23 protein-coding genes are annotated in these 21689 nt (G+C 52.2%); 11 read left to right on the forward strand and 12 right to left on the reverse strand.

The annotated features are described in order from the left end of the window. Both K0778_RS01500 and K0778_RS01505 read left to right on the forward strand, forming a co-directional pair. A partial coding sequence (locus K0778_RS01500; protein WP_019725171.1) for an IS1 family transposase occupies positions 1-110 on the forward strand: 110 nt, incomplete at its 5' end. Positions 111-229: 119 nt separating this feature from the next. Next, positions 230-1270: a DUF1266 domain-containing protein gene (locus K0778_RS01505; RefSeq protein WP_000756910.1), complete on the forward strand. Its 1041-nt coding sequence runs from the start codon at positions 230-232 to the stop codon at positions 1268-1270. Between the two features lie 116 nt (positions 1271-1386). On the opposite strand, the gene gdhA is transcribed toward K0778_RS01505, so the two are convergent. Then, on the reverse strand, positions 1387-2730 hold the full coding sequence (gene gdhA, locus K0778_RS01510) for an NADP-specific glutamate dehydrogenase (protein WP_000373021.1): 1344 nt from the start codon (positions 2728-2730) through the stop codon (positions 1387-1389). Positions 2731-2965: 235 nt separating this feature from the next. Here gdhA and K0778_RS01515 point away from each other — a divergent pair, with 235 nt between their 5' ends. Then, the gene (locus tag K0778_RS01515; protein ID WP_000085240.1) at positions 2966-3238 is read left to right on the forward strand and encodes a YnjH family protein; all 273 of its coding nucleotides are present in this window, start codon (positions 2966-2968) and stop codon (positions 3236-3238) included. Here the strand turns inward: K0778_RS01515 and nudG are convergent. Continuing rightward, a complete protein-coding gene (nudG, locus tag K0778_RS01520) occupies positions 3204-3611 on the reverse strand; it encodes a CTP pyrophosphohydrolase (RefSeq protein WP_000781888.1) in 408 nt (135 codons plus the stop codon). The two genes, K0778_RS01515 and nudG, sit on opposite strands and share 35 nt — an antisense overlap. Before the next feature lie 86 nt (positions 3612-3697). On the opposite strand from nudG, the gene K0778_RS01525 reads away from it, so the two are divergent. After that, entirely contained in the window at positions 3698-4318 is a 621-nt protein-coding gene (locus K0778_RS01525) for a CDP-alcohol phosphatidyltransferase family protein (RefSeq protein WP_001295484.1), read from the forward strand. A gap of 8 nt (positions 4319-4326) precedes the next feature. On the opposite strand, the gene ynjE is transcribed toward K0778_RS01525, so the two are convergent. From ynjE to xthA, 9 genes are all read right to left on the reverse strand, one after another. Next, a complete protein-coding gene (ynjE, locus tag K0778_RS01530; protein WP_001301291.1) occupies positions 4327-5634 on the reverse strand; it encodes a thiosulfate sulfurtransferase YnjE in 1308 nt (435 codons plus the stop codon). A 66-nt stretch (positions 5635-5700) separates the two neighbouring features. Next, complete coding sequence (locus tag K0778_RS01535) at positions 5701-6354, reverse strand: ATP-binding cassette domain-containing protein (protein WP_001300558.1); 654 nt, start codon at positions 6352-6354, stop codon at positions 5701-5703. Continuing rightward, on the reverse strand, positions 6354-7889 hold the full coding sequence (locus K0778_RS01540) for an ABC transporter permease subunit (RefSeq protein WP_000224958.1): 1536 nt from the start codon (positions 7887-7889) through the stop codon (positions 6354-6356). The genes K0778_RS01535 and K0778_RS01540 overlap by 1 nt, the downstream gene beginning before the upstream one ends. Next, positions 7862-9028 (reverse strand): ABC transporter substrate-binding protein, encoded by a 1167-nt coding sequence (locus K0778_RS01545; RefSeq protein ID WP_001215339.1) that lies wholly within the window; start codon positions 9026-9028, stop codon positions 7862-7864. The genes K0778_RS01540 and K0778_RS01545 overlap by 28 nt, the downstream gene beginning before the upstream one ends. Positions 9029-9037: 9 nt before the next feature. Continuing rightward, entirely contained in the window at positions 9038-9586 is a 549-nt protein-coding gene (locus K0778_RS01550) for a carboxymuconolactone decarboxylase family protein (RefSeq protein WP_000524097.1), read from the reverse strand. Further along, positions 9586-10293, reverse strand: coding sequence for a TVP38/TMEM64 family protein (locus K0778_RS01555; protein WP_000980098.1), 708 nt, complete (start codon positions 10291-10293; stop codon positions 9586-9588). The genes K0778_RS01550 and K0778_RS01555 overlap by 1 nt, the downstream gene beginning before the upstream one ends. A 14-nt stretch (positions 10294-10307) precedes the next feature. Further along, on the reverse strand, positions 10308-10985 hold the full coding sequence (ydjY, locus tag K0778_RS01560) for a lipoprotein YdjY (RefSeq protein ID WP_063084517.1): 678 nt from the start codon (positions 10983-10985) through the stop codon (positions 10308-10310). Between the two features lie 4 nt (positions 10986-10989). Next, complete coding sequence (locus K0778_RS01565; protein WP_001300395.1) at positions 10990-11700, reverse strand: TVP38/TMEM64 family protein; 711 nt, start codon at positions 11698-11700, stop codon at positions 10990-10992. Between the two features lie 166 nt (positions 11701-11866). Continuing rightward, positions 11867-12673, reverse strand: coding sequence for an exodeoxyribonuclease III (gene xthA / locus K0778_RS01570; RefSeq protein WP_000673918.1), 807 nt, complete (start codon positions 12671-12673; stop codon positions 11867-11869). A 445-nt stretch (positions 12674-13118) separates the two neighbouring features. On the opposite strand from xthA, the gene astC reads away from it, so the two are divergent. The 7 genes from astC (at position 13119) to ves (ending at position 20739) form a co-directional block, all read left to right on the forward strand. Next, entirely contained in the window at positions 13119-14339 is a 1221-nt protein-coding gene (astC, locus tag K0778_RS01575) for a succinylornithine/acetylornithine transaminase (RefSeq protein ID WP_000081986.1), read from the forward strand. Then, positions 14336-15370 (forward strand): arginine N-succinyltransferase, encoded by a 1035-nt coding sequence (gene astA, locus K0778_RS01580; protein ID WP_000989419.1) that lies wholly within the window; start codon positions 14336-14338, stop codon positions 15368-15370. The genes astC and astA overlap by 4 nt, the downstream gene beginning before the upstream one ends. After that, complete coding sequence (astD, locus tag K0778_RS01585) at positions 15367-16845, forward strand: succinylglutamate-semialdehyde dehydrogenase (protein WP_000177254.1); 1479 nt, start codon at positions 15367-15369, stop codon at positions 16843-16845. Before astA ends, astD begins: the two co-directional genes overlap by 4 nt. Further along, a complete protein-coding gene (astB, locus tag K0778_RS01590) occupies positions 16842-18185 on the forward strand; it encodes an N-succinylarginine dihydrolase (RefSeq protein WP_000995016.1) in 1344 nt (447 codons plus the stop codon). The genes astD and astB overlap by 4 nt, the downstream gene beginning before the upstream one ends. Continuing rightward, the gene (astE, locus tag K0778_RS01595) at positions 18178-19146 is read left to right on the forward strand and encodes a succinylglutamate desuccinylase (protein WP_063084518.1); all 969 of its coding nucleotides are present in this window, start codon (positions 18178-18180) and stop codon (positions 19144-19146) included. Before astB ends, astE begins: the two co-directional genes overlap by 8 nt. Before the next feature lie 329 nt (positions 19147-19475). Further along, on the forward strand, positions 19476-19961 hold the full coding sequence (gene spy, locus K0778_RS01600) for an ATP-independent periplasmic protein-refolding chaperone Spy (RefSeq protein WP_001228984.1): 486 nt from the start codon (positions 19476-19478) through the stop codon (positions 19959-19961). A 202-nt stretch (positions 19962-20163) separates the two neighbouring features. After that, entirely contained in the window at positions 20164-20739 is a 576-nt protein-coding gene (gene ves / locus K0778_RS01605; protein WP_001300480.1) for an environmental stress-induced protein Ves, read from the forward strand. On the opposite strand, the gene cho is transcribed toward ves, so the two are convergent. Next, the gene (gene cho, locus K0778_RS01610; protein ID WP_000252397.1) at positions 20699-21586 is read right to left on the reverse strand and encodes an excinuclease Cho; all 888 of its coding nucleotides are present in this window, start codon (positions 21584-21586) and stop codon (positions 20699-20701) included. The genes ves and cho overlap by 41 nt on opposite strands. Positions 21587-21689: the final 103 nt, after the last annotated feature.

Here is a 21689-nt window from a genome sequence, read left to right on the forward strand (position 1 = left end):
TGAGGCAGCACCTGGCACGGCTGGGACGGAAGTCGCTGTCGTTCTCAAAATCGGTGGAGCTGCATGACAAAGTCATCGGGCATTATCTGAACATAAAACACTATCAATAAGTTGGAGTCATTACCCGAGTCATATTCTGAAATATCCAGCGGATCAAGAAAATTCGTTGGATATTTTTTTTGCATGGATAAAATTATCGCCTCTAAAGTATGTAATAACAGGGAATGTGATGAAAAAAGTTTTATTACAAAACCATCCTGGGAGCGAGAAGTATTCTTTTAATGGCTGGGAAATATTTAATAGTAATTTTGAACGGATGATTAAAGAAAATAAGGCCATGCTGCTTTGTAAGTGGGGGTTTTATTTAACATGTGTTGTCGCTGTAATGTTTGTGTTCGCAGCGATAACATCCAACGGTTTGAATGAAAGAGGCCTGATTACCGCGGGATGCTCTTTTCTTTATCTATTAATTATGATGGGGCTTATTGTTCGGGCCGGTTTTAAAGCAAAAAAAGAACAACTGCATTATTATCAGGCTAAAGGTATTGAGCCGCTCAGTATCGAGAAGTTACAGGCGCTACAATTGATCGCACCTTATCGATTCTATCATAAGCAATGGTCTGAAACGCTGGAGTTCTGGCCGCGAAAGCCTGAACCTGGCAAAGATACCTTCCAATATCATGTGCTTCCTTTTGACTCGATCGATATCATAAGTAAAAGACGCGAGTCTTTAGAGGATCAATGGGGTATCGAAGATAGCGAAAGTTATTGTGCCTTAATGGAGCATTTTCTTTCTGGCGACCATGGAGCCAATACCTTTAAAGCAAACATGGAGGAAGCCCCAGAGCAGGTTATCGCCTTGTTGAATAAATTTGCTGTTTTTCCCTCAGACTATATCTCTGATTGCGCTAATCATAGCTCCGGTAAATCCTCGGCGAAGCTAATATGGGCGGCGGAATTATCATGGATGATCTCGATATCAAGCACAGCTTTTCAAAACGGGACAATTGAAGAAGAACTGGCCTGGCATTATATAATGCTTGCTTCTCGAAAGGCGCACGAGTTGTTCGAAAGCGAAGAAGATTATCAAAAAAATAGTCAAATGGGATTTCTTTACTGGCATATCTGCTGCTATCGCAGAAAGTTAACGGATGCTGAACTTGAAGCGTGTTATCGTTACGACAAGCAGTTTTGGGAGCACTACAGTAAGAAATGCCGTTGGCCCATAAGAAATGTTCCGTGGGGAGCATCATCCGTTAAATACTCATAAACGCCTGAAATTTTGCCGGGGGCGCTGCGCTTGCCCGGCCTACATTAGAGCGTAACTGCAATGAATTGTGCCCATTTGTAGGCCTGATAAGCGTAGCGCCATCAGGCATTTACAACTTAAATCACACCCTGCGCCAGCATCGCATCGGCAACCTTCACAAAACCGGCAATGTTCGCGCCCTGCACGTAGTTGGTTTGCTCACCTTCACCACCATGCTCAACACAGGCATGGTGGATATCCAGCATGATGTGATGCAAACGTGCGTCAACTTTCTCGGCTTTCCAGCCCAGGCGCGCAGCGTTTTGTGCCATTTCCAGGCCCGATGTAGCGACGCCACCAGCATTAGCCGCTTTACCCGGTGCAAATAGTACGCCTGCCTGCTGGAACAGTTCAGTCGCTTCGATGGTGGTCGGCATATTTGCCCCTTCGGCGACGGCTTTAACGCCATTAGCGATAAGCTGATGCGCGGCGTCAACATCCAGTTCATTCTGGGTGGCGCAAGGCAGGGCGATATCAACCGGTAGAGACCACGGCTGTTGGCCTTCGAGATAGACCAGACCAAATTCTTTGGCGTAATCTGCCACTCGACCATCGCGGCTGGCTTTGATTTCGATAAGACGTGCCAGTTTCTCTTTCGTGAATCCGCTTTCATCAACTACAGTGCCGCTGGAGTCTGACGCAGTGATCACACGAGCACCAAATTCCATCGCTTTTTCGATAGCGTACTGGGCGACGTTGCCGGAGCCAGAAACGGAAACGCGCATCCCTTCAAAACCCATACCGTGGCGTTTTAGCATTGCTTCTGTGAAATAAACCAGACCGTAGCCGGTAGCTTCCGGGCGAATAAGACTGCCGCCAAATGAAAGGCCCTTACCGGTGAAGACGCAGGCGGTATTGTTGGAGAGCTTTTTCATCATCCCCGCCATAAAGCCGACTTCACGACCACCAACCCCGATATCACCTGCCGGAACGTCGGTATCCGCGCCCAGGTGGCGATACAGTTCAGTCATCAGCGCCTGGCAAAAACGCATCACTTCACCTTCGCTTTTTCCTTTCGGATCGAAATCGCTGCCGCCTTTACCACCGCCCATCGGCAGAGTAGTCAGGGCATTTTTGAAGGTTTGTTCAAAGCCGAGGAATTTGAGAATGGAAAGGTTAACTGACGGATGGAAGCGCATACCGCCTTTGTACGGGCCGATGGCAGAGCTGAACTGCACACGCCATGCACGGTTGACTTGTATCTGGTTGCGATCATCAACCCATACCACGCGAAACTGGATCACGCGCTCCGGTTCAACCAGACGCTCCAGTAATGACATCTGGCGATATTTTGGATTTTGTTCAAGAAAAGGCCAGAGTGTGGTCATTACTTCACGAACGGCTTGCGCGAACTCGGTTTGATTCGGGTCGCGCTTTTGGACATGGTTGAGGAATGACTCCAGAGAATATGTCTGATCCATAGATATAAAACCCTTATATATTAATACGATTGTGCTTATGTTGTTTATGTCATGTGCTTTTGCAGTTTTCGACTATACCATCAAGAATGTGACGGTAAGCAAGAAAAAAATGACCCAGGAAAGCAAATTAATAACGAGAGTAATCTCATAACCAAATGCGATAACTCAGACGCTAAAGTTTTGCCACCCGGCTACCGTTATCAGTAGCAGAGACAATAACGTTAAGGAGTTCCCTGTGAGTCGAGCATTGTTCGCCGTAGTATTAGCATTTCCATTAATTGCACTGGCTAACCCGCATTATCGTCCGGACGTGGAGGTAAACGTACCGCCAGAAGTGTTCAGTTCAGGCGGGCAGTCAGCGCAGCCCTGTACTCAGTGCTGCGTTTATCAGGATCAAAATTATTCTGAAGGGGCGGTAATTAAAGCCGAAGGAATACTGCTGCAATGCCAGCGTGATGACAAAACCCTTAGCACTAATCCGCTGGTCTGGCGGCGCGTAAAGCCATAAACGCCTCTAATAATGGAATGTCAGCAGGGGCCAGCGGATATTGCAGCGCCTCTTCAGGTGAGCACCAGACCAGCGCCTGATGTTCATGTGCCTGTAACGTCCCGTGGAAGTCGGGTACGTGCCAGGCATGAAGATGGATAATCCGCCCCGAAACTTCTCGCTGATGGCTGGCAACATATTCACCCACAGTTGCTTCGATGCCCAGTTCTTCGCGTAACTCACGCACCAGCGCCTGCCGCTGACTTTCATCCGGCTCGACTTTACCACCGGCAAACTCCCATAATCCCGCCTGATCGCTCTGGGCGGGGCGTTGCGCGAGTAAAATTTTGCCATCACGTTCAATGATGGCGGCAACAACTTCAATCATTTTCATAAATTACACACGGGCAGATAAGCGAAAAATGCCATAATATCCGCACTGTTGCTCAATCAGAAAGGCTTTATATTTAAGGAGTGCCTGTGCTAGACCGCCATCTTCATCCCCGGATTAAACCGTTGTTGCATCAGTGCGTGCGGGTTCTTGATAAACCGGGCATTACGCCAGATGGTTTAACATTAGTGGGATTTGCCATCGGCGTGCTGGCTCTGCCGTTTCTGGCGCTGGGCTGGTATCTGGCGGCGCTAGTCGTCATTTTGTTGAACAGGCTGCTTGATGGTCTGGACGGTGCGCTGGCGCGGCGCAGAGAGCTTACCGACGCGGGCGGCTTTCTTGATATTTCTCTCGATTTTCTCTTTTACGCGCTGGTGCCGTTTGGCTTTATTCTTGCTGCACCGGAGCAAAATGCGCTGGCAGGCGGCTGGTTGTTGTTTGCGTTTATCGGCACGGGCAGCAGTTTTCTCGCCTTTGCTGCACTGGCAGCAAAACATCAGATTGATAACCCCGGTTATGCACATAAGTCGTTTTACTATCTGGGGGGATTAACCGAAGGCACAGAAACGATCTTACTGTTTGTGCTGGGATGTTTATTCCCTGCATGGTTTGCGTGGTTTGCGTGGATCTTCGGTGCGTTGTGCTGGATGACGACCTTTACGCGGGTGTGGAGTGGGTATCTGACGCTGAAGTCGCTCCAGCGTCAGTAATTGCAATGTTATTTGCTACTGTCCGGGCCGCGTTCACCGGTTGCTACCGGATTTTTTGGATCGCTGCTCCATTCGTACCAGCCGCCGTCATACACGGAAACATTCTTCCAACCCATGGCGCGTGCGTACATAAAGGTTTCGGACGCGCGCCAGCCGGTGCCGCAGTAGAATGAAACTTGCTGCTCTGGTTTGATATTCCACGCTTTCCACATAGCGGTAATATCATCGGCGCTGCGCATGGTGCCATCCGGGTTATGAAAATCTTCCATATGCGTCGAGTCGCTACCAGCGTGTCCCCAACGTGCGCCGGCTATTTCACCTTTTGGTTTAATATAGCTGTAACCGCTGGTCGTACCGATAAATTCTGGCCACGAACGAATGCTCACCAGCGATGCATCCTGGCGATGCAGCAGTCCACGGGCCTGTTCCATATCGAGCATCAACTGCGGTTGTGCCGGGATCTTCACGCCGAAATCCGGTTCCGCTTTCACTTTCGGTGGCGTTCCGCGCTCAACAGGCAGTCCCGCGTCGGACCAGGTTTGCCAGCCGCCATCCAGCAGGCGCACATCTTTCACGCCAGCATAAAGCATAATCTGCGCCACACGCGCTGCAGCGTATACGTCACGCCCATACAGAATGACCGTGGTGTCATGGCGAATGCCGTGTTTTGCCAGCATCGCTTTTAGTTGTTCATCAGAAACTTTGTTCCACAGCGGTTCACTTTCCACTTCGTTGGTATCGATGTAGTCAGCGCCGGGAATATGGCTGATAAGGTAAAGCTTAGGAGCGCCCCAGGCCGCTTCAATGACTTTCCAGTCACCGGCAGGTTTCGCCGTAACCTCTTTACCTTGTTGCAGGTCGTGCAGCCATTGCGGATAAACCAGCTGCTCAAAATGCGGCAGTTTTTGCAGACGGGAAGGTTCGCTTAGCGCGTCACTCAGGATGGAGATATGCGTTAAACCTGCTTTTTGCAGTCGCGTTTTGACGGCGTCGACATCTTTGTCATTACCGTACAGCGCCACCGGAGCATCGGTTTTCAGGTTATGTTGCTTGATCCACGCGTTGAGCTGTTCGGTGCTCATTTTGTCAAGCCAGCTGGCAGAGAGGTTTAAGGCGGCAGGTTCATGACCAGAAGGGCCATTTAAGGTTTGTGGCCAGCCGTTATAAAACGCGCTGGGGCGAGTATCTATCGCTTTGCCATTTTGTTGTTGAAGCTGGTCAAGTGTAAGAGGCTTCGCCAGTTCAGCGGCCCACGAAGAAGCGCAAGCCAGCCCTAAAGCCATTGCCAGCGCGGTCATTTGAGAAACACGTTTCATCGAAAATCCCGACATTGTAGTTTTGAGTGCGCCATTCTGAACTGACGCATTGAGAAAAACTTGGCGTTATCGCAGTTTGTTGTAATTTTCTGACCACTGCGCCATATCCAGAACAGAACTATCAGCAGGAACATCCTGGAGATCGTGCGTTACCTGAACGACGGGGATCGCCAGGGCGCGAACTTCGCTGAACACCCACTGGCGAAAATTATCGCGCAGAGCCACATCAAGACGGCTGAATGGCTCATCCAGGAGTAACGCTTTTGGTTGGGCGAGAAGGGCGCGTAGTAGAGCAACGCGCGCTCGCTGACCGCCAGACAAAGTGGCAGGATCCTGATGGAAAGCTCCCTCAAGGCCTGAACGCTCAAGTGCATCATTCACGGCATTACGTCGGGCATTCCCTTTAAGTGTCGCCGGTAGCGCCAGCAGTAAATTTTGCCCGACACTGAACTGGTCAAATAACAGTGCATCCTGAAAAAGAATGCCAATCTGACGCTGTGCGGTGGGTAGGATGTCAATCCGTTGCTCATTGAGCCATAGCTCACCTGTACAAGAAAACTGTTCGGCCAGTGCACCAATCATCCATGAAAACAGAGTGGATTTTCCACAGCCAGACGGCCCCATTAACGTGACAATGTCACCTTTATCCACCGTAAAGTTAACGTTTGTCAGCAAGCGGCTTTCTGGTAAACGTAGCGAAACATTTTTCACGCAGAGCATTAGCGGAGTCCTTGTCTGACATAACCTACCCATTTTGCGACTAACGCGGTCAGGGCAAAAATAATAAGCGGTAATAGCAGTTGCCATAAAGCCTGGGCGGCGAGAATACCGTTGCTGCCGCCGCTGCTTAATGCCACCGCCTCAGTGGTGAGCGTCGGAAAACGCCCCGCGCCCAGCCACAGCGTTGGCATATACTGCGCAATACCGACTGCAAATCCCACCGCGAAGGCAATCAGCACAGGGCGCAACATGAGTGGGCATTTCACGTAAAAGAAGATTTTGGCCCGCGACCAGCCCAGTGTTTGCGCAATCAAAATTAACCGTGAATCAATGCGCTGCCAGGCGGGTTGCAGGATAAACAGCATCCACGGCATCACCCACAGCAGATGCCCCCAGACCACCGCCGTCCAGCTTCCATCCAGTTTCAGCCATAGCGCCAGCGTGTACTGGCCCGCCACCAGTGGCAGAGCAGGTAATAAAATGGGCAACCATAGCCACAACTGGCGACGCTGTGGCCCCCATTCCAGCCACAGCAGTAACAGGAGCAAAGCGATGAATGTCGCCACCAGCCCCATTGTCAGGCTGTTGATGAGCGCTTCACTATTGATCGTCGACTGATCCGCGAGGATCGCCAGCAGAACCACACACAGCACACCGGTTAAGGGTAAAAAAATCGCCAGCGTATTGCCCGGCAATAAAGGCGTGGCAGGCTTGCGAACGCCATCTACGCGGGGAATAGTGCGCCGCCAGCTGCGCCATAGCAGATAGCTCAGCAAAACGTAGGCGGCGAGTAACAGCATCAACAGCAGGCTGGCAAGCGCGCCTTTTGTTTGTTGGTCAATGTCGCCCTGGGTTAACCACTGCCAGCTAATTACCGCCAGCGTCGGGGGATTACCTGGCCCGAGAATAATTGCCACATCCACGACCGACAGCGACCAGGCAACAATCGCCAGCATCGCCATTGCCAGCGCAGGCGCGACGGAGGGCAACAGCAGCCAGTTCAGGCATTGCCAGCGGCTGTAGCCCAGCGAATCCAGCACAATGACCTGCTGCAACAGCCATTTTTCGCTCAATACTGCTGCTAAGATCCACAGCAGAAATGCGCTTTCTTTCACTGCAAGGGTGAGGCCCAGACCGATGCCAAATCGGTCCATTGGCGGAGTGAAATACGGGAAATAGTCATAAAGCAGCCCTCCGTCAGCAAAGAGCAGAAGGGCGCTGGTGGCAAAAGCCACATGGGGAATGGCGAGCAGCCACGGCAGACGGGCGCACATACGCTGCCATTTCGGCCCAGGCCACAGCGCCACAATCACCAGCAGGGCAATCAACAATGCCCCGACCGCCGCGATGGTTGTCGACACCAGCGTTGCCAGTAATGCCTGCGGTAACTGTGGATCGGCAAATAACGCCTGCCAGTGTGTCAACGACAAAGCAGGCGATATCAGCGTGAGAGCTGCCGGGATCAGCGGTGCATAAATCACCGCCACCATCGCCCACAGCAAAAAGATTAATGCGTACCGTAACGGTGTAGCCATTCTTGTTCCAGCGCATTTACCCAACCTGCGTGCGGTTCAGCCAGTACCGGCGGCAGATCCTGCGGCATTCTTGATTGCAATGATTCGCGCTGCCCGTCAGGCAGTTTTTGCGGATCGAGAACAGAAGGATCGCCCCAGACAGCGGGATCTGCTTTACGCAGTTGCGCATCGGGTGAGAGCAGGAAATTGGCAACTACCTTCGCCGCAGCACTGGCATTCGCGTTGGCAGGAATGGTGACGAAATGCACGTTGCCAATCATCCCCTCGCGAAAGCCAAAACTGTAACTGCTTGCAGGCAAATCGCCGCTGGCGATTTTTTGCTGCGCATGCGCGGGGTTAAAGGTCAGCGACAGGCGCAATGTGCCGGCTTTCAGCAGAGCATCCATCCGCGCGGGTGAAGGCGGGAAATCCTTTCCTTCGCGCCACAAATACGGATGCAGCACATCAAGATATTGCCACAAGGGAGCAGTGACACGGGCGAAAGTCGCATCGTCCGGCGCTTCTTTTAATGCGGCGGGATCGGGCGTCAGCATAATCAGCAACTGTTCAAGAAACGCCGTGCCGGTAAAGTCCGGTGGGCGCGGATAGGTAACCGTGCCGGGATTGGCTTTAGCAAACTCCAGTAAGGCTTGCGGCGTTTGTGGTGGCTGTGGCGTAACATCGCGGCGGGCGATAAACGTCAGTTGTGCGCCGCCCCAGGGCGATTCCGCACCTTGTGTCGGCACAGAAAAATCTTCCCGCACCGGCAGCTGTGTGTCGACATAGCGCCAGTTGGGCAGAGTCTCCGCCCAGCCCGTTTGTAATAAATTGGCCTCTTTTAAGGTGCGGAAGTTTTCGCCGTTCACCCAGAGCAGATCCACCGAGCCGCCCGTTTTACGTCCGGCTGCGGCTTCGGTCTGAATGCGCTTCACCGCGTCTGCGGCATCCGCCAGACGGACAATCTTCAGGTTTATAGCGTAATGGGTTTTCATCTCGCCGCTCACCCAGTCGAGATAGCGGTTAATTGCGGTATCGCCGCCCCAGGCGTTAAACCAGACGGTTTGCCCTTTGGCCTCATTTTTAATTTCTTGCCAGTCACTGGCATGTGTTGCCAGAGAAAACAGCGATAACAATCCCAGCAACCACCCACAATGGCGCATCATCTCTCCTTAAGAACGTTTTTCAGGAATACGGCACAGCCCCTGAGCGGGAATGTCCATGGCAGAATTAAAACGGGCTGACAGATTTTGCAGGCCGATCAATGCCGTCAGTTCGGTGAGCGCCTGAGCGTCAAAATGCGCAGCCAGTCGGGTACGCAGGGCATCATCGACCGTTGGCGGCGTTACGCTTGCGGCTTCGGCGTACTCCAGCGCCAGCCGTTCTTCATCGCTAAAGAGCGGGCTTTGCCGCCAGTCAGCCACTGCCAGCAGTTTATCGCTGCTGCCGGTGCGCTCGGCGACTTTCATACTGGTGATATCCACACAAAACTCACACAGGCACATTTGCGCAATGCGCGCGCTGACAAGCGATCGTACTACCGGATCGAGCGGTGAGCGTTTGCGCTCCAGCCAGCCAACAAACATCGACACCAGATAAAAGATAAACGGGATCCGCCCCCACCAGCGAATGGGGCTTAGCACCTCGCCGTAATGGCGACGATGCAGCCACGCCTGTGGACGTAAAATTAAAGGAATTTTGCTAAGCGGCGGTAAACCCATCAGGCATTCCTCTTCTGGCGTTCAAGCCATATTTTCTTCGCCATAAAAATCACCACGGTCAGGGCAAACAGAATAAACAGTCCGGTGACAAACCAGAAAGTACCGCCTGTTAACATGCTGCCCGCCCAGGAATAAACAATAGTTGCCGGTAACTGACCAAGCCCGGTGGCGATAAAAAACGAGCGAAAACGTATTGAAGTCAAACCGGCAGCATAGCTGATTGGATCGAAAGGGACAAAAGGCAATAACCGACAGACCAGAATGGTGTGTTTGCCGTAGCGAGTGAAAAAGCCGTCCATACTGTCAAGCACGGTTTTGCCGGTTAATTTTTCCACCACTTCGCGGCCCATCACTCTGGCGATAAAAAAGCACAGCGCCGCGCCGGCCATCGAACTGGTCCACGACAGCAAGCCGCCCCAGAACGCGCCAAACAGCGACGCATTGGCAAAGGTGATCAAAAACGCAGGTAGCGGTGCAGCAATGGCCTGCAAAATCATCAACAAGAACGAGACAACTGCCGCCAGTGCGCCGTAAGACTGAATAAAGCGTTCTATACCCTGTTGGTCCACGGCGGCAAACGCCGCAACGCTGCGATTGATAAACTCATGGACGCCGGGAAGCAGCGCCCATGCCAGCAGCATAGCGAACAACAGGATGATGAGGGTTATACGGTAGTACCAGATTTTTCGCGATTGCATCATCATCATCCTTTATCCTGGCTTTATTCGGCGATTTTAAAGGTAACCGTTGCCAGCGTGTTATCCGCCGGGAGAACTGAGGCATTGCCTTTGAATTTAACTTCACCACGTTTTTCAACCGCACCATAAGTGTATGTTGCATTGCTGACGATGCCGACCGGGCAGCTATCCAGACACACCAGGCAACCCGTTTTCTTCTCTTCTGCTGCCGTTAAATTACCGCCAAAGCGCATGTCCAGTTTCTTGCCATTACTGTCAACAATCACTTCATCGAAGGAATACGCTTTTGCCGCCCCTTGCCAGTTGACCGAAATATCCAGTTTGCTGCCTGTGACATGAGTCGTTTCTTTATTATCCATCGTCATGTTTTCGCCCGGCGTACCACCTGCCTCTTTCAGGGCTTCATAAAATGCTTTCGGGGTCGCATAACCCATAAACAGCGATTTATGTCCGTTGGAGCCATCTTTAAACACAATACCGTGACGAGTGTCGTCGATGAGGAAACGACCATTAATTTGCACCAGCATGGTTACCGTATGGTTATTGGCATCGACACGCAGCGGTTGGCTGTTCGAAAGTCCGTCGTATTCCACTTTTGCCGCCGCATTCTCTTGTTGATCGCAGCCGCTAAGCCCAGCAACAGCCAGTAAACAGAGTGCAGCCAGTCCTTTTTTCCATGACACTGAATAATGTTGCAACATCGTTCTATCCTTCATTTTTTGGGTGAGTAAGTGGGCTGCGGCGCGAAGCAGACAGATCCACATGTTTGTGTCGGGCGTAGAGTTTTGCGAGCTGGACGAGAATAAACAGCGCCAGGCCCGCCAGACAGAGTTGTAAAATAAAGCGCAGCGTAATGCCTTCATTGGCGAGATCGCTTGCCATCACGGTATAAATAACAATACCGGGTAGGGTCGTGAGTGCCGAAATAAGGGTATAAGGCCAGAAGGCGATTGTGGTTAATCCGTAAGCGTAATTTTGAATATTGTAAGGAAACAACGGGATTAAGCGGGTCAGAATAAGAAAATCAATACCGTTACGCGCAATGCCTTTTTCAATGGCCTGGAAGGTATTGCTATGGCCAACGTATTTCAGCAGTAAATCACGTCCCAGCCAGCGCGCCAGCAGGAATGAGCACGAGGAGGCCAGCGTGGCGGCAATTAATGAGAGTAGTGTCCCTAAGAGCGGGCCAAAAACTATTCCTCCCGCGATCACCAGTATGCTTCCTGGTAACAGCAAGAGGGTGGCAATGATGAATAACAGAATATAGAGGCTATAGCCGAAAAATCCGCTCTGGCGGATGAGTGTCTGTAAGTGGGGTAAATCGGTGAGCAGATCGAATAAACCGAAAGCGTGGATAGCGTAAATGACCAGCGCAAAAATAAGACAGGCAAAAAGAAATTTACGCTCAGCGTTCATCGTGGAGTTTCCTATATCAAACTTGATAATAGAGAAGTGGTCAGACAACTAAAAACGCAGAGACGGTATAACAAAGGACGGCAGGCAACAAATCATTACTGACAGTTTGTTGATTTTTCTCAAGGTTAATTCTCCTGACCCAGTTTGAGCCAGGAGAGCTGCTAAATTAGCGGCGGAAGGTCGCCCAGACGGGGGCGTGATCGGACGGTTTTTCCATGCTGCGGATTTCATAGTCGATGCCGGTTTCTACGCAACATTCTGCCAGCGGTTGGCTGGCGAGCAGCAGGTCGATGCGCAGACCACGGTTATCGTCAAAACCTTTTGAGCGGTAATCAAACCATGAGAAACGATCTGCTGTTTGCGGATTCGCATGGCGGAAGGTATCGACCAACCCCCAGCTCATCAGCCTGTCCATCCATTCGCGCTCTTCCGGCAGGAAAGAGCATTTACCGGTACGCAGCCAGCGCTTACGGTTTTCTTCGCCAATGCCGATATCCAGATCTGTAGGGCTGATATTCATATCGCCCATAATCAGTACCGGATTATCACGTTTGAGTTCGGTTTCCAGGTAGTTTTGCAGATTCTGATAAAACTGCGCTTTTGCCGGGAATTTTATCGGATGGTCGCGGCTTTCACCCTGCGGGAAGTAACCGTTGATCACGGTGACATTACCCAGCAGTGAGGGGATTTCCGCCATAATAATCCGCCGCTGCGCCTCTTCGTCGTCACCGGGAAAGCCGCGACGCACGGCAATCGGCGTCTCTTTGGTCAGCAGCGCCACGCCATAATGGCCTTTCTGCCCGTGATAAAACACGTTGTAGCCGAGCTTCGCCACCTCTTCGAGCGGAAACATATCGTCATGAACTTTTGTCTCCTGCAGGCCAATCACATCCGGTTGGTGCTTTTCGACGATGGCTTCAAGCTGGTGAGGTCTGGCGCGCAGGCCGTTGATATTAAAAGAGACAAATTTCATAGTCGCTGCCATTTATTCAGATAAAGAGTGCGTGGATGGTAGCAGAATTTCGCGTTGCTTACCGCCTGTTGTTAAGTGATTTGATCGATGGTTGTTAATGATGTCAACGATGGCGCAAAAAATGCCCGCTTTTGGTGCGCGCTGCGTCAGAATGGCGCAGTAATTTCCAGTAAATTTCGTCAATGATCACAATTCCAGAATTATATTTTACTTCTGCATAACATTGCGTTTTTTATTCTTTTTATTCACCCACATCGCAAACGTATTCACTTTATATGCACTTTAAATGCATATGGTTTGGTTATAACTCCTTGATTTCCAGTTAGCCTCCGCCGTTTATGCACTTTTATCACTGGCTGGCACGAACCCTGCAATCTACATTTACAGCGCAAACATTACTTATTATTAACATATAAATAACGAATTATTTACTGTAGAGGTCGCTATGTCTCAGCCAATTACGCGTGAAAACTTTGATGAATGGATGATACCTGTTTACGCTCCGGCACCCTTTATACCGGTACGTGGCGAAGGTTCGCGCTTGTGGGATCAGCAGGGGAAAGAGTATATCGACTTCGCGGGTGGCATTGCGGTGAACGCGCTGGGCCATGCGCATCCGGAACTGCGTGAAGCGCTGAACGAACAGGCGAGTAAGTTCTGGCATACCGGCAACGGTTACACCAACGAGCCGGTACTGCGACTGGCGAAAAAATTGATCGACGCCACGTTTGCCGATCGCGTCTTCTTTTGTAACTCCGGTGCGGAAGCCAACGAAGCGGCGCTAAAACTGGCGCGTAAATTCGCTCACGACCGCTACGGCAGCCATAAGAGCGGCATCGTGGCGTTCAAAAATGCGTTTCATGGTCGCACGCTGTTTACTGTCAGTGCGGGTGGGCAGCCAGCCTATTCACAGGATTTTGCGCCACTGCCGGCGGATATTCGTCATGCTGCATATAACGATATTAACTCTGCCAGCGCGCTGATTGACGACTCTACCTGTGCGGTGATTGTCGAACCCATCCAGGGGGAAGGCGGTGTGGTGCCAGCCAGCAACGCGTTTTTACAAGGTCTGCGTGAATTGTGTAACCGCCACAATGCGCTGTTGATTTTTGATGAAGTACAAACCGGCGTCGGGCGCACCGGGGAACTGTATGCCTATATGCACTACGGCGTGACGCCTGATCTGTTAACTACCGCCAAAGCGCTGGGCGGCGGTTTCCCGGTCGGTGCGTTGTTGGCAACCGAAGAGTGCGCCCGCGTGATGACCGTTGGCACTCATGGCACCACCTATGGCGGTAATCCGCTGGCCTCGGCGGTGGCAGGCAAAGTGCTGGAGCTCATCAACACACCAGAGATGCTTAATGGCGTTAAACAGCGTCACGACTGGTTTGTTGAGCGTCTTAATACCCTTAATCACCGCTACGGTTTGTTCAGCGAAATTCGCGGCTTAGGTTTGTTGATTGGCTGTGTGCTGAATGCCGATTACGCCGGGCAAGCGAAACAGATCTCTCAGGAAGCGGCGAAAGCAGGCGTGATGGTACTGATTGCAGGTGGCAACGTGGTGCGTTTTGCGCCTGCGCTCAATGTCAGCGAAGAAGAGGTGACGACCGGACTGGATCGCTTTGCAGCTGCTTGCGAACACTTTGTTAGCCGAGGTTCATCATGATGGTCATCCGTCCCGTTGAGCGATCAGATGTCTCGGCGCTGATGCAGCTTGCCAGCAAAACGGGCGGCGGCCTGACGTCGCTTCCCGCCAATGAAGCCACGCTTTCGGCGCGTATCGAAAGGGCAATCAAAACCTGGCAAGGCGAACTGCCCAAAAGTGAGCAGGGCTATGTGTTCGTGCTGGAAGATAGCGAGACAGGCACCGTGGCGGGGATTTGTGCCATTGAGGTGGCGGTTGGGCTGAACGATCCCTGGTACAACTATCGCGTCGGCACGTTGGTTCACGCCTCAAAAGAGCTGAATGTCTATAACGCATTGCCGACGCTGTTTCTCAGTAACGATCACACCGGCAGCAGCGAGCTGTGCACGCTGTTTCTCGACCCGGACTGGCGCAAAGAGGGCAACGGCTATTTGCTGTCGAAATCGCGCTTTATGTTTATGGCGGCTTTTCGCGACAAGTTTAATGACAAAGTGGTTGCTGAAATGCGCGGGGTGATTGACGAACACGGCTATTCACCGTTCTGGCAAAGCCTCGGTAAACGCTTCTTTTCGATGGATTTTAGCCGCGCCGATTTTCTCTGCGGCACCGGGCAAAAGGCATTTATTGCAGAACTGATGCCGAAACATCCGATCTATACCCACTTTTTATCCCAGGAAGCCCAGGACGTCATCGGTCAGGTACATCCGCAAACCGCGCCTGCCCGCGCGGTGCTGGAGAAAGAAGGTTTTCGTTACCGCAACTATATCGACATCTTCGACGGCGGGCCAACGCTTGAGTGTGACATCGACCGCGTGCGCGCCATCCGTAAAAGTCGGCTGGTGGAAGTGGCAGAAGGGCAGCCTGCGCAGGGCGATTTTCCGGCCTGCCTGGTCGCCAATGAAAATTATCACCATTTCCGCGTGGTGCTGGTGCGTACCGATCCGGCAACCGAGCGTTTGATTTTAACCGCCGCACAACTGGATGCCCTCAAATGCCACGCAGGGGATCGCGTTCGTCTGGTGCGCCTGTGCGCAGAGGAGAAAACAGCATGACTTTATGGATTAACGGTGACTGGATAACGGGCCAGGGCGCATCGCGTGTGAAGCGTAATCCGGTATCGGGCGAGGTGTTATGGCAAGGCAATGATGCCGGTGCCGCTCAGGTCGAACAGGCTTGTCGGGCAGCCCGTGCGGCGTTTCCGCGCTGGGCGCGGCTCTCATTGGCTGAACGTCAGGTCGTTGTCGAACGCTTTGCCGGATTGCTGGAAAGCAATAAAGCCGAATTAACCGCGATTATTGCCAGAGAAACGGGTAAGCCGCGCTGGGAAGCGGCAACCGAAGTGACGGCGATGATCAATAAAATCGCGATATCAATTAAGGCGTATCACGTTCGTACCGGCGAGCAGCGTAGTGAAATGCCGGACGGTGCGGCGAGCCTGCGACATCGCCCGCACGGCGTGCTGGCGGTGTTTGGGCCGTATAATTTCCCTGGTCATTTGCCGAACGGACATATCGTTCCGGCATTGCTGGCAGGTAACACCATTATCTTTAAACCCAGCGAACTGACACCGTGGAGTGGCGAAGCGGTAATGCGTTTATGGCAGCAGGCTGGCTTGCCGCCGGGCGTACTGAACCTGGTGCAGGGCGGGCGTGAAACGGGTCAGGCGCTGAGTGCGCTGGAGGATCTCGACGGTTTGCTGTTTACCGGTAGCGCCAATACCGGCTACCAGCTGCATCGCCAGCTCTCCGGTCAGCCGGAGAAAATTCTCGCCCTTGAGATGGGCGGTAATAATCCGCTAATTATCGATGAGGTGGCGGATATCGACGCGGCTGTCCATCTGACCATTCAGTCGGCGTTTGTCACAGCCGGGCAACGCTGCACCTGCGCCCGCCGTTTATTGCTCAAAAGCGGAGCGCAGGGCGATGCGTTTCTTGCTCGTCTGGTTGCCGTCAGCCAGCGATTAACGCCGGGCAACTGGGATGACGAACCGCAGCCGTTTATTGGCGGGCTGATTTCTGAACAGGCCGCACAGCAGGTGGTTACTGCCTGGCAGCAACTGGAAGCGATGGGCGGACGAACCCTGCTTGCGCCGCGCTTATTACAATCAGAGACATCGTTGCTGACGCCGGGGATCATTGAAATGACAGGCGTTGCTGGCGTACCAGATGAAGAGGTGTTCGGGCCGCTTTTGCGCGTCTGGCGTTATGATTCTTTCGAGGAAGCGATTCGAATGGCGAATAACACTCGCTTCGGACTCTCTTGCGGTCTGGTTTCCCCCGAGCGGGAAAAATTCGATCAACTGTTGCTGGAGGCGCGGGCGGGGATTGTTAACTGGAACAAACCGCTTACTGGTGCTGCCAGTACCGCGCCATTCGGCGGCATTGGTGCATCCGGTAACCATCGCCCCAGCGCTTGGTATGCCGCAGATTACTGCGCATGGCCTATGGCGAGCCTGGAGTCGGACTCGTTAACTTTGCCCGCAACGCTTAACCCCGGGCTGGATTTTTCCGATGAGGTGGTGCGATGAACGCCTGGGAAGTTAATTTCGACGGGCTGGTAGGGCTGACGCATCATTACGCTGGCCTGTCGTTTGGTAATGAAGCCTCTACCCGTCACCGTTTTCAGGTGTCTAACCCGCGACAGGCGGCAAAACAGGGCTTACTGAAAATGAAAGCCCTTGCCGATGCGGGATTCCCCCAGGCCGTGATCCCGCCGCACGAGCGTCCGTTTATTCCGGTGCTGCGTCAGTTGGGATTCAGTGGTAGCGATGAGCAGGTACTGGAAAAAGTTGCACGCCAGGCACCGCACTGGCTTTCCAGCGTCAGTTCCGCTTCGCCAATGTGGGTAGCCAATGCGGCAACGATCGCGCCATCTGCCGATACGCTGGATGGCAAAGTGCATCTCACCGTTGCCAACCTGAACAATAAATTTCACCGTTCGCTGGAAGCGCCCGTCACTGAATCGCTGTTAAAAGCGATTTTTAACGACGAAGAGAAATTTAGCGTCCATTCGGCGTTGCCACAGGTAGCGTTGCTCGGTGATGAGGGGGCGGCAAACCACAATCGTCTCGGCGGTCATTACGGTGAACCGGGTATGCAACTTTTTGTCTACGGGCGAGAAGAAGGCAATGATACCCGGCCTTCCCGTTATCCGGCGCGACAGACTCGCGAAGCCAGCGAGGCGGTGGCAAGGCTGAATCAGGTGAATCCCCAACAGGTGATTTTCGCCCAGCAAAACCCGGACGTTATCGACCAGGGCGTTTTTCATAATGACGTGATTGCCGTGAGTAACCGCCAGGTGCTGTTTTGCCACCAACAGGCGTTCGCTCGCCAGTCACAGTTACTGGCAAACCTGCGTGCGCGGGTCAATGGTTTTATGGCGATAGAAGTTCCGGCAACTCAGGTTTCCGTGTCTGATACGGTGTCTACCTATCTGTTTAACAGCCAACTGCTGAGCCGCGATGATGGTTCCATGATGTTGGTGCTGCCTCAGGAGTGTCGGGAACACGCCGGAGTATGGGGTTATCTCAATGAACTCCTTGCCGCTGACAACCCGATTAGCGAACTAAAAGTCTTTGATTTACGTGAAAGCATGGCGAATGGCGGCGGCCCGGCGTGCCTGCGGTTGCGGGTGGTATTGACAGAAGAAGAACGCCGGGCGGTGAATCCGGCGGTGATGATGAACGATACGCTGTTTAATGCGCTCAATGACTGGGTGGATCGTTACTACCGCGATCGCCTTACTGCTGCCGATCTGGCCGACCCGCAATTGCTGCGCGAAGGGCGGGAAGCACTGGATGTATTGAGCCAATTACTGAATCTCGGTTCGGTTTATCCGTTCCAGCGCGAGGGAGGGGGCAATGGATAATTTTCTTGCTCTGACCTTAACGGGTAAAAAACCGGTTATCACCGAGCGAGAAATCAACGGCGTTCGCTGGCGCTGGCTGGGCGATGGTGTGCTGGAACTGACGCCATTAACGCCACCGCAAGGCGCACTGGTGATTTCAGCGGGAATACACGGTAATGAGACGGCACCTGTGGAGATGCTGGACGCGTTGCTTGGCGCGATATCTCACGGCGAGATCCCGTTACGTTGGCGGTTGCTGGTGATCCTCGGGAATCCTCCTGCGCTGAAGCAAGGGAAACGTTATTGCCATAGCGATATGAATCGAATGTTTGGCGGTCGTTGGCAGCTATTTGCTGAAAGCGGAGAAACCTGTCGGGCGCGCGAACTGGAACAGTGCCTGGAAGATTTTTATGACCAGGGCAAAGAATCTGTGCGCTGGCACCTTGATCTACATACCGCAATTCGTGGCTCCTTGCATCCGCAGTTCGGTGTATTACCGCAACGCGACATTTCCTGGGACGAGAAATTTCTGACGTGGCTGGGTGCGGCGGGGCTGGAGGCGCTGGTGTTCCATCAGGAACCTGGTGGTACGTTTACCCATTTCAGCGCCAGACATTTTGGCGCGCTGGCCTGTACGCTGGAACTTGGCAAAGCGTTGCCCTTTGGGCAAAACGATCTTCGCCAGTTTGCAGTAACTGCCAGCGCAATTGCTGCGCTGCTATCTGGTGAGAGTGTCGGTATCGTGAGAACACCGCCGCTCCGTTATCGGGTGGTTTCGCAAATTACTCGCCACTCGCCGTCCTTCGAAATGCATATGGCAAGTGACACGCTGAATTTTATGCCGTTTGAGAAAGGAACATTGCTGGCGCAGGACGGAGAGGAACGTTTTACCGTAACCCATGATGTAGAGTATGTGTTATTCCCTAATCCGTTGGTAGCGTTGGGATTACGCGCGGGATTAATGCTCGAAAAAATAAGCTAATACTTACCCGCAGAAATCATTCTGCGGGTATTAAGTTGCTTTCTTATAAATTAATACAGATTAATCCTGGTTATTTGCTTTATTTATCACCAGTCATCCGGTATAGTTCTTCATAATCTCTGCAAAATCATCGTGTTGTAATATTCTCTCATCACTCTCCATCAAATTTTCTTTTTTTCTCCATAATTGGCGCAAAAGTGTTTTTTACACTTTCATTGTTTTACCGTTGCTCTGATTAATTGACGCTAAAGTCAGTAAAGTTAATCTCGTCAACACGGCACGCTACTTAAGAAAGCCGTAATAAATAACTGAAAGGAAGGATATAGAATATGCGTAAATTAACTGCACTGTTTGTTGCCTCTACCCTGGCTCTTGGCGCGGCTAACCTGGCCCATGCCGCAGACACCACTACCGCAGCACCGGCTGACGCGAAGCCGATGATGCACCACAAAGGCAAGTTCGGTCCGCATCAGGACATGATGTTCAAAGACCTGAACCTGACCGACGCGCAGAAACAGCAGATCCGCGAAATCATGAAAGGCCAGCGTGACCAGATGAAACGTCCGCCGCTGGAAGAACGCCGCGCAATGCATGACATCATTGCCAGCGATACCTTCGATAAAGTAAAAGCTGAAGCGCAGATCGCAAAAATGGAAGAACAGCGCAAAGCTAACATGCTGGCGCACATGGAAACCCAGAACAAAATTTACAACATCCTGACGCCGGAACAGAAAAAGCAATTTAATGCTAATTTTGAGAAGCGTCTGACAGAACGTCCAGCGGCAAAAGGTAAAATGCCTGCAACTGCTGAATAATCTTTCAGCCAAAAAACTTAAGACCGCCGGTCTTGTCCACTACCTTGCAGTAATGCGGTGGACAGGATCGGCGGTTTTCTTTTCTCTTCTCAAACAGTTGTAAAAAAAGCCTGATCACCACTAACGTAAATCACCCGAGTTGCCGATAACCATCCACGGTTACCTGAACGATAACAATGAAAAGAACGGGCCGGGAGCGAGTATGGAATACTTTGATATGCGTAAAATGTCGGTGAATCTGTGGCGAAATGCTGCCGGTGAAACGCGCGAAATTTGCACGTTCCCACCGGCAAAACGTGATTTTTACTGGCGTGCCAGCATTGCATCCATCGCGGCGAATGGGGAGTTTTCTTTGTTTCCCGGCATGGAAAGGATAGTGACGTTGCTGGAAGGCGGCGAGATGCTCCTTGAAAGCGCAGACCGCTTTAACCATACCTTAAAACCGTTCCAGCCTTTTGCCTTTGCAGCGGACCAGGTGGTAAAAGCGAAACTGACGGCAGGGCAGATGTCGATGGATTTCAACATCATGACACGCCTGGATGTCTGTAAGGCGAAAGTCAGAATTGCCGAACGTACGTTTACTACCTTTGGCTCACGCGGCGGGGTGGTGTTTGTGATTAACGGGGCGTGGCAACTGGGCGATAAATTGCTCACTACCGACCAGGGTGCGTGCTGGTTCGATGGCAGGCACACCCTGCGGCTTTTACAACCGCAAGGTAAACTGTTGTTCAGTGAAATCAACTGGCTCGCTGGTCATTCGCCGGATCAAGTTCAGTAATTTCATAGTTACCGGAAAGCAGCGGCTTACAAAGAATTTTATAACCGTCGTGATCAAACCCGGCGGGTGTCCGAATTAACGTTGTCGCTTCTTCCAGCGAATTAACCGCCCCCAGCCACAGCCAGTTTTGAATAATATGATATTGAGTCATTTCCGGGTGCTGTTCTTTCAGCGCCACCGCCCCTTGCCAAGGCCAACACACCACCCGCAAACGCTCCAGAGACTGGCGCAAGCGTAGCGCATGTTCCTCATGGCTCTCTTTACCGCAGCATGCTCCGGCGCAACGTTTTAGCGCTGAACGAAAACATGCACGACCGCGACTTAACGGTTCCAGTCCCAGCAGGCCATAACAAAGTTTTTGTTCATCAGCGATGGTCTGCAATGCTTGCAAAGCTGCGCGCCTATTGGCAAACAGGCCAAACAGGTTGGGGGCTCGTGAAAAATCCACCTCTTTGGCATACACCACATCGACGCGCTTTTCATTTAATTGCAGGGCACAGAGCTGGCGATTGCGGCGCAACCGTTTATTAAACAGCGGCTGTTGTTCTTTGATTAATCGCGCTTCAAGGAGCAGAGCGCCGATTTCACCGGCGGTACATATCCAGCTGATCCGTCGGGATTGCCGTAGCATGGCGGCTTCATCCGGGGTACGTAAATGAGAAAGGACGCGGCTGCGGATGTTAACGCTTTTGCCGATATAGAGCGGCATGGTGTCACTTTCACCATGAAACAGATACACCCCTGGTCGGGTGGGTAAGTCATTAAGGAATGAACGTAAATGTTCGGGATATTCATAAATTGCCGCAGCTTCAAATTCGAGCCGCGGAGAAGTTAAACGCCGTACCACTGTTGACTCCGAATGCTGGTTATCTATCCAGTGTAACAGGCGGGAAGCGATTAAAAAAGAGGCGGGTCGATGACAAAGGTTACACCGTCTGACGTGCTACGCC

The sequence above is a fragment of the Escherichia sp. XD33 genome (assembly GCF_019375075.1).
Classification (GTDB): domain Bacteria; phylum Pseudomonadota; class Gammaproteobacteria; order Enterobacterales; family Enterobacteriaceae; genus Enterobacter; species Enterobacter flexneri_A.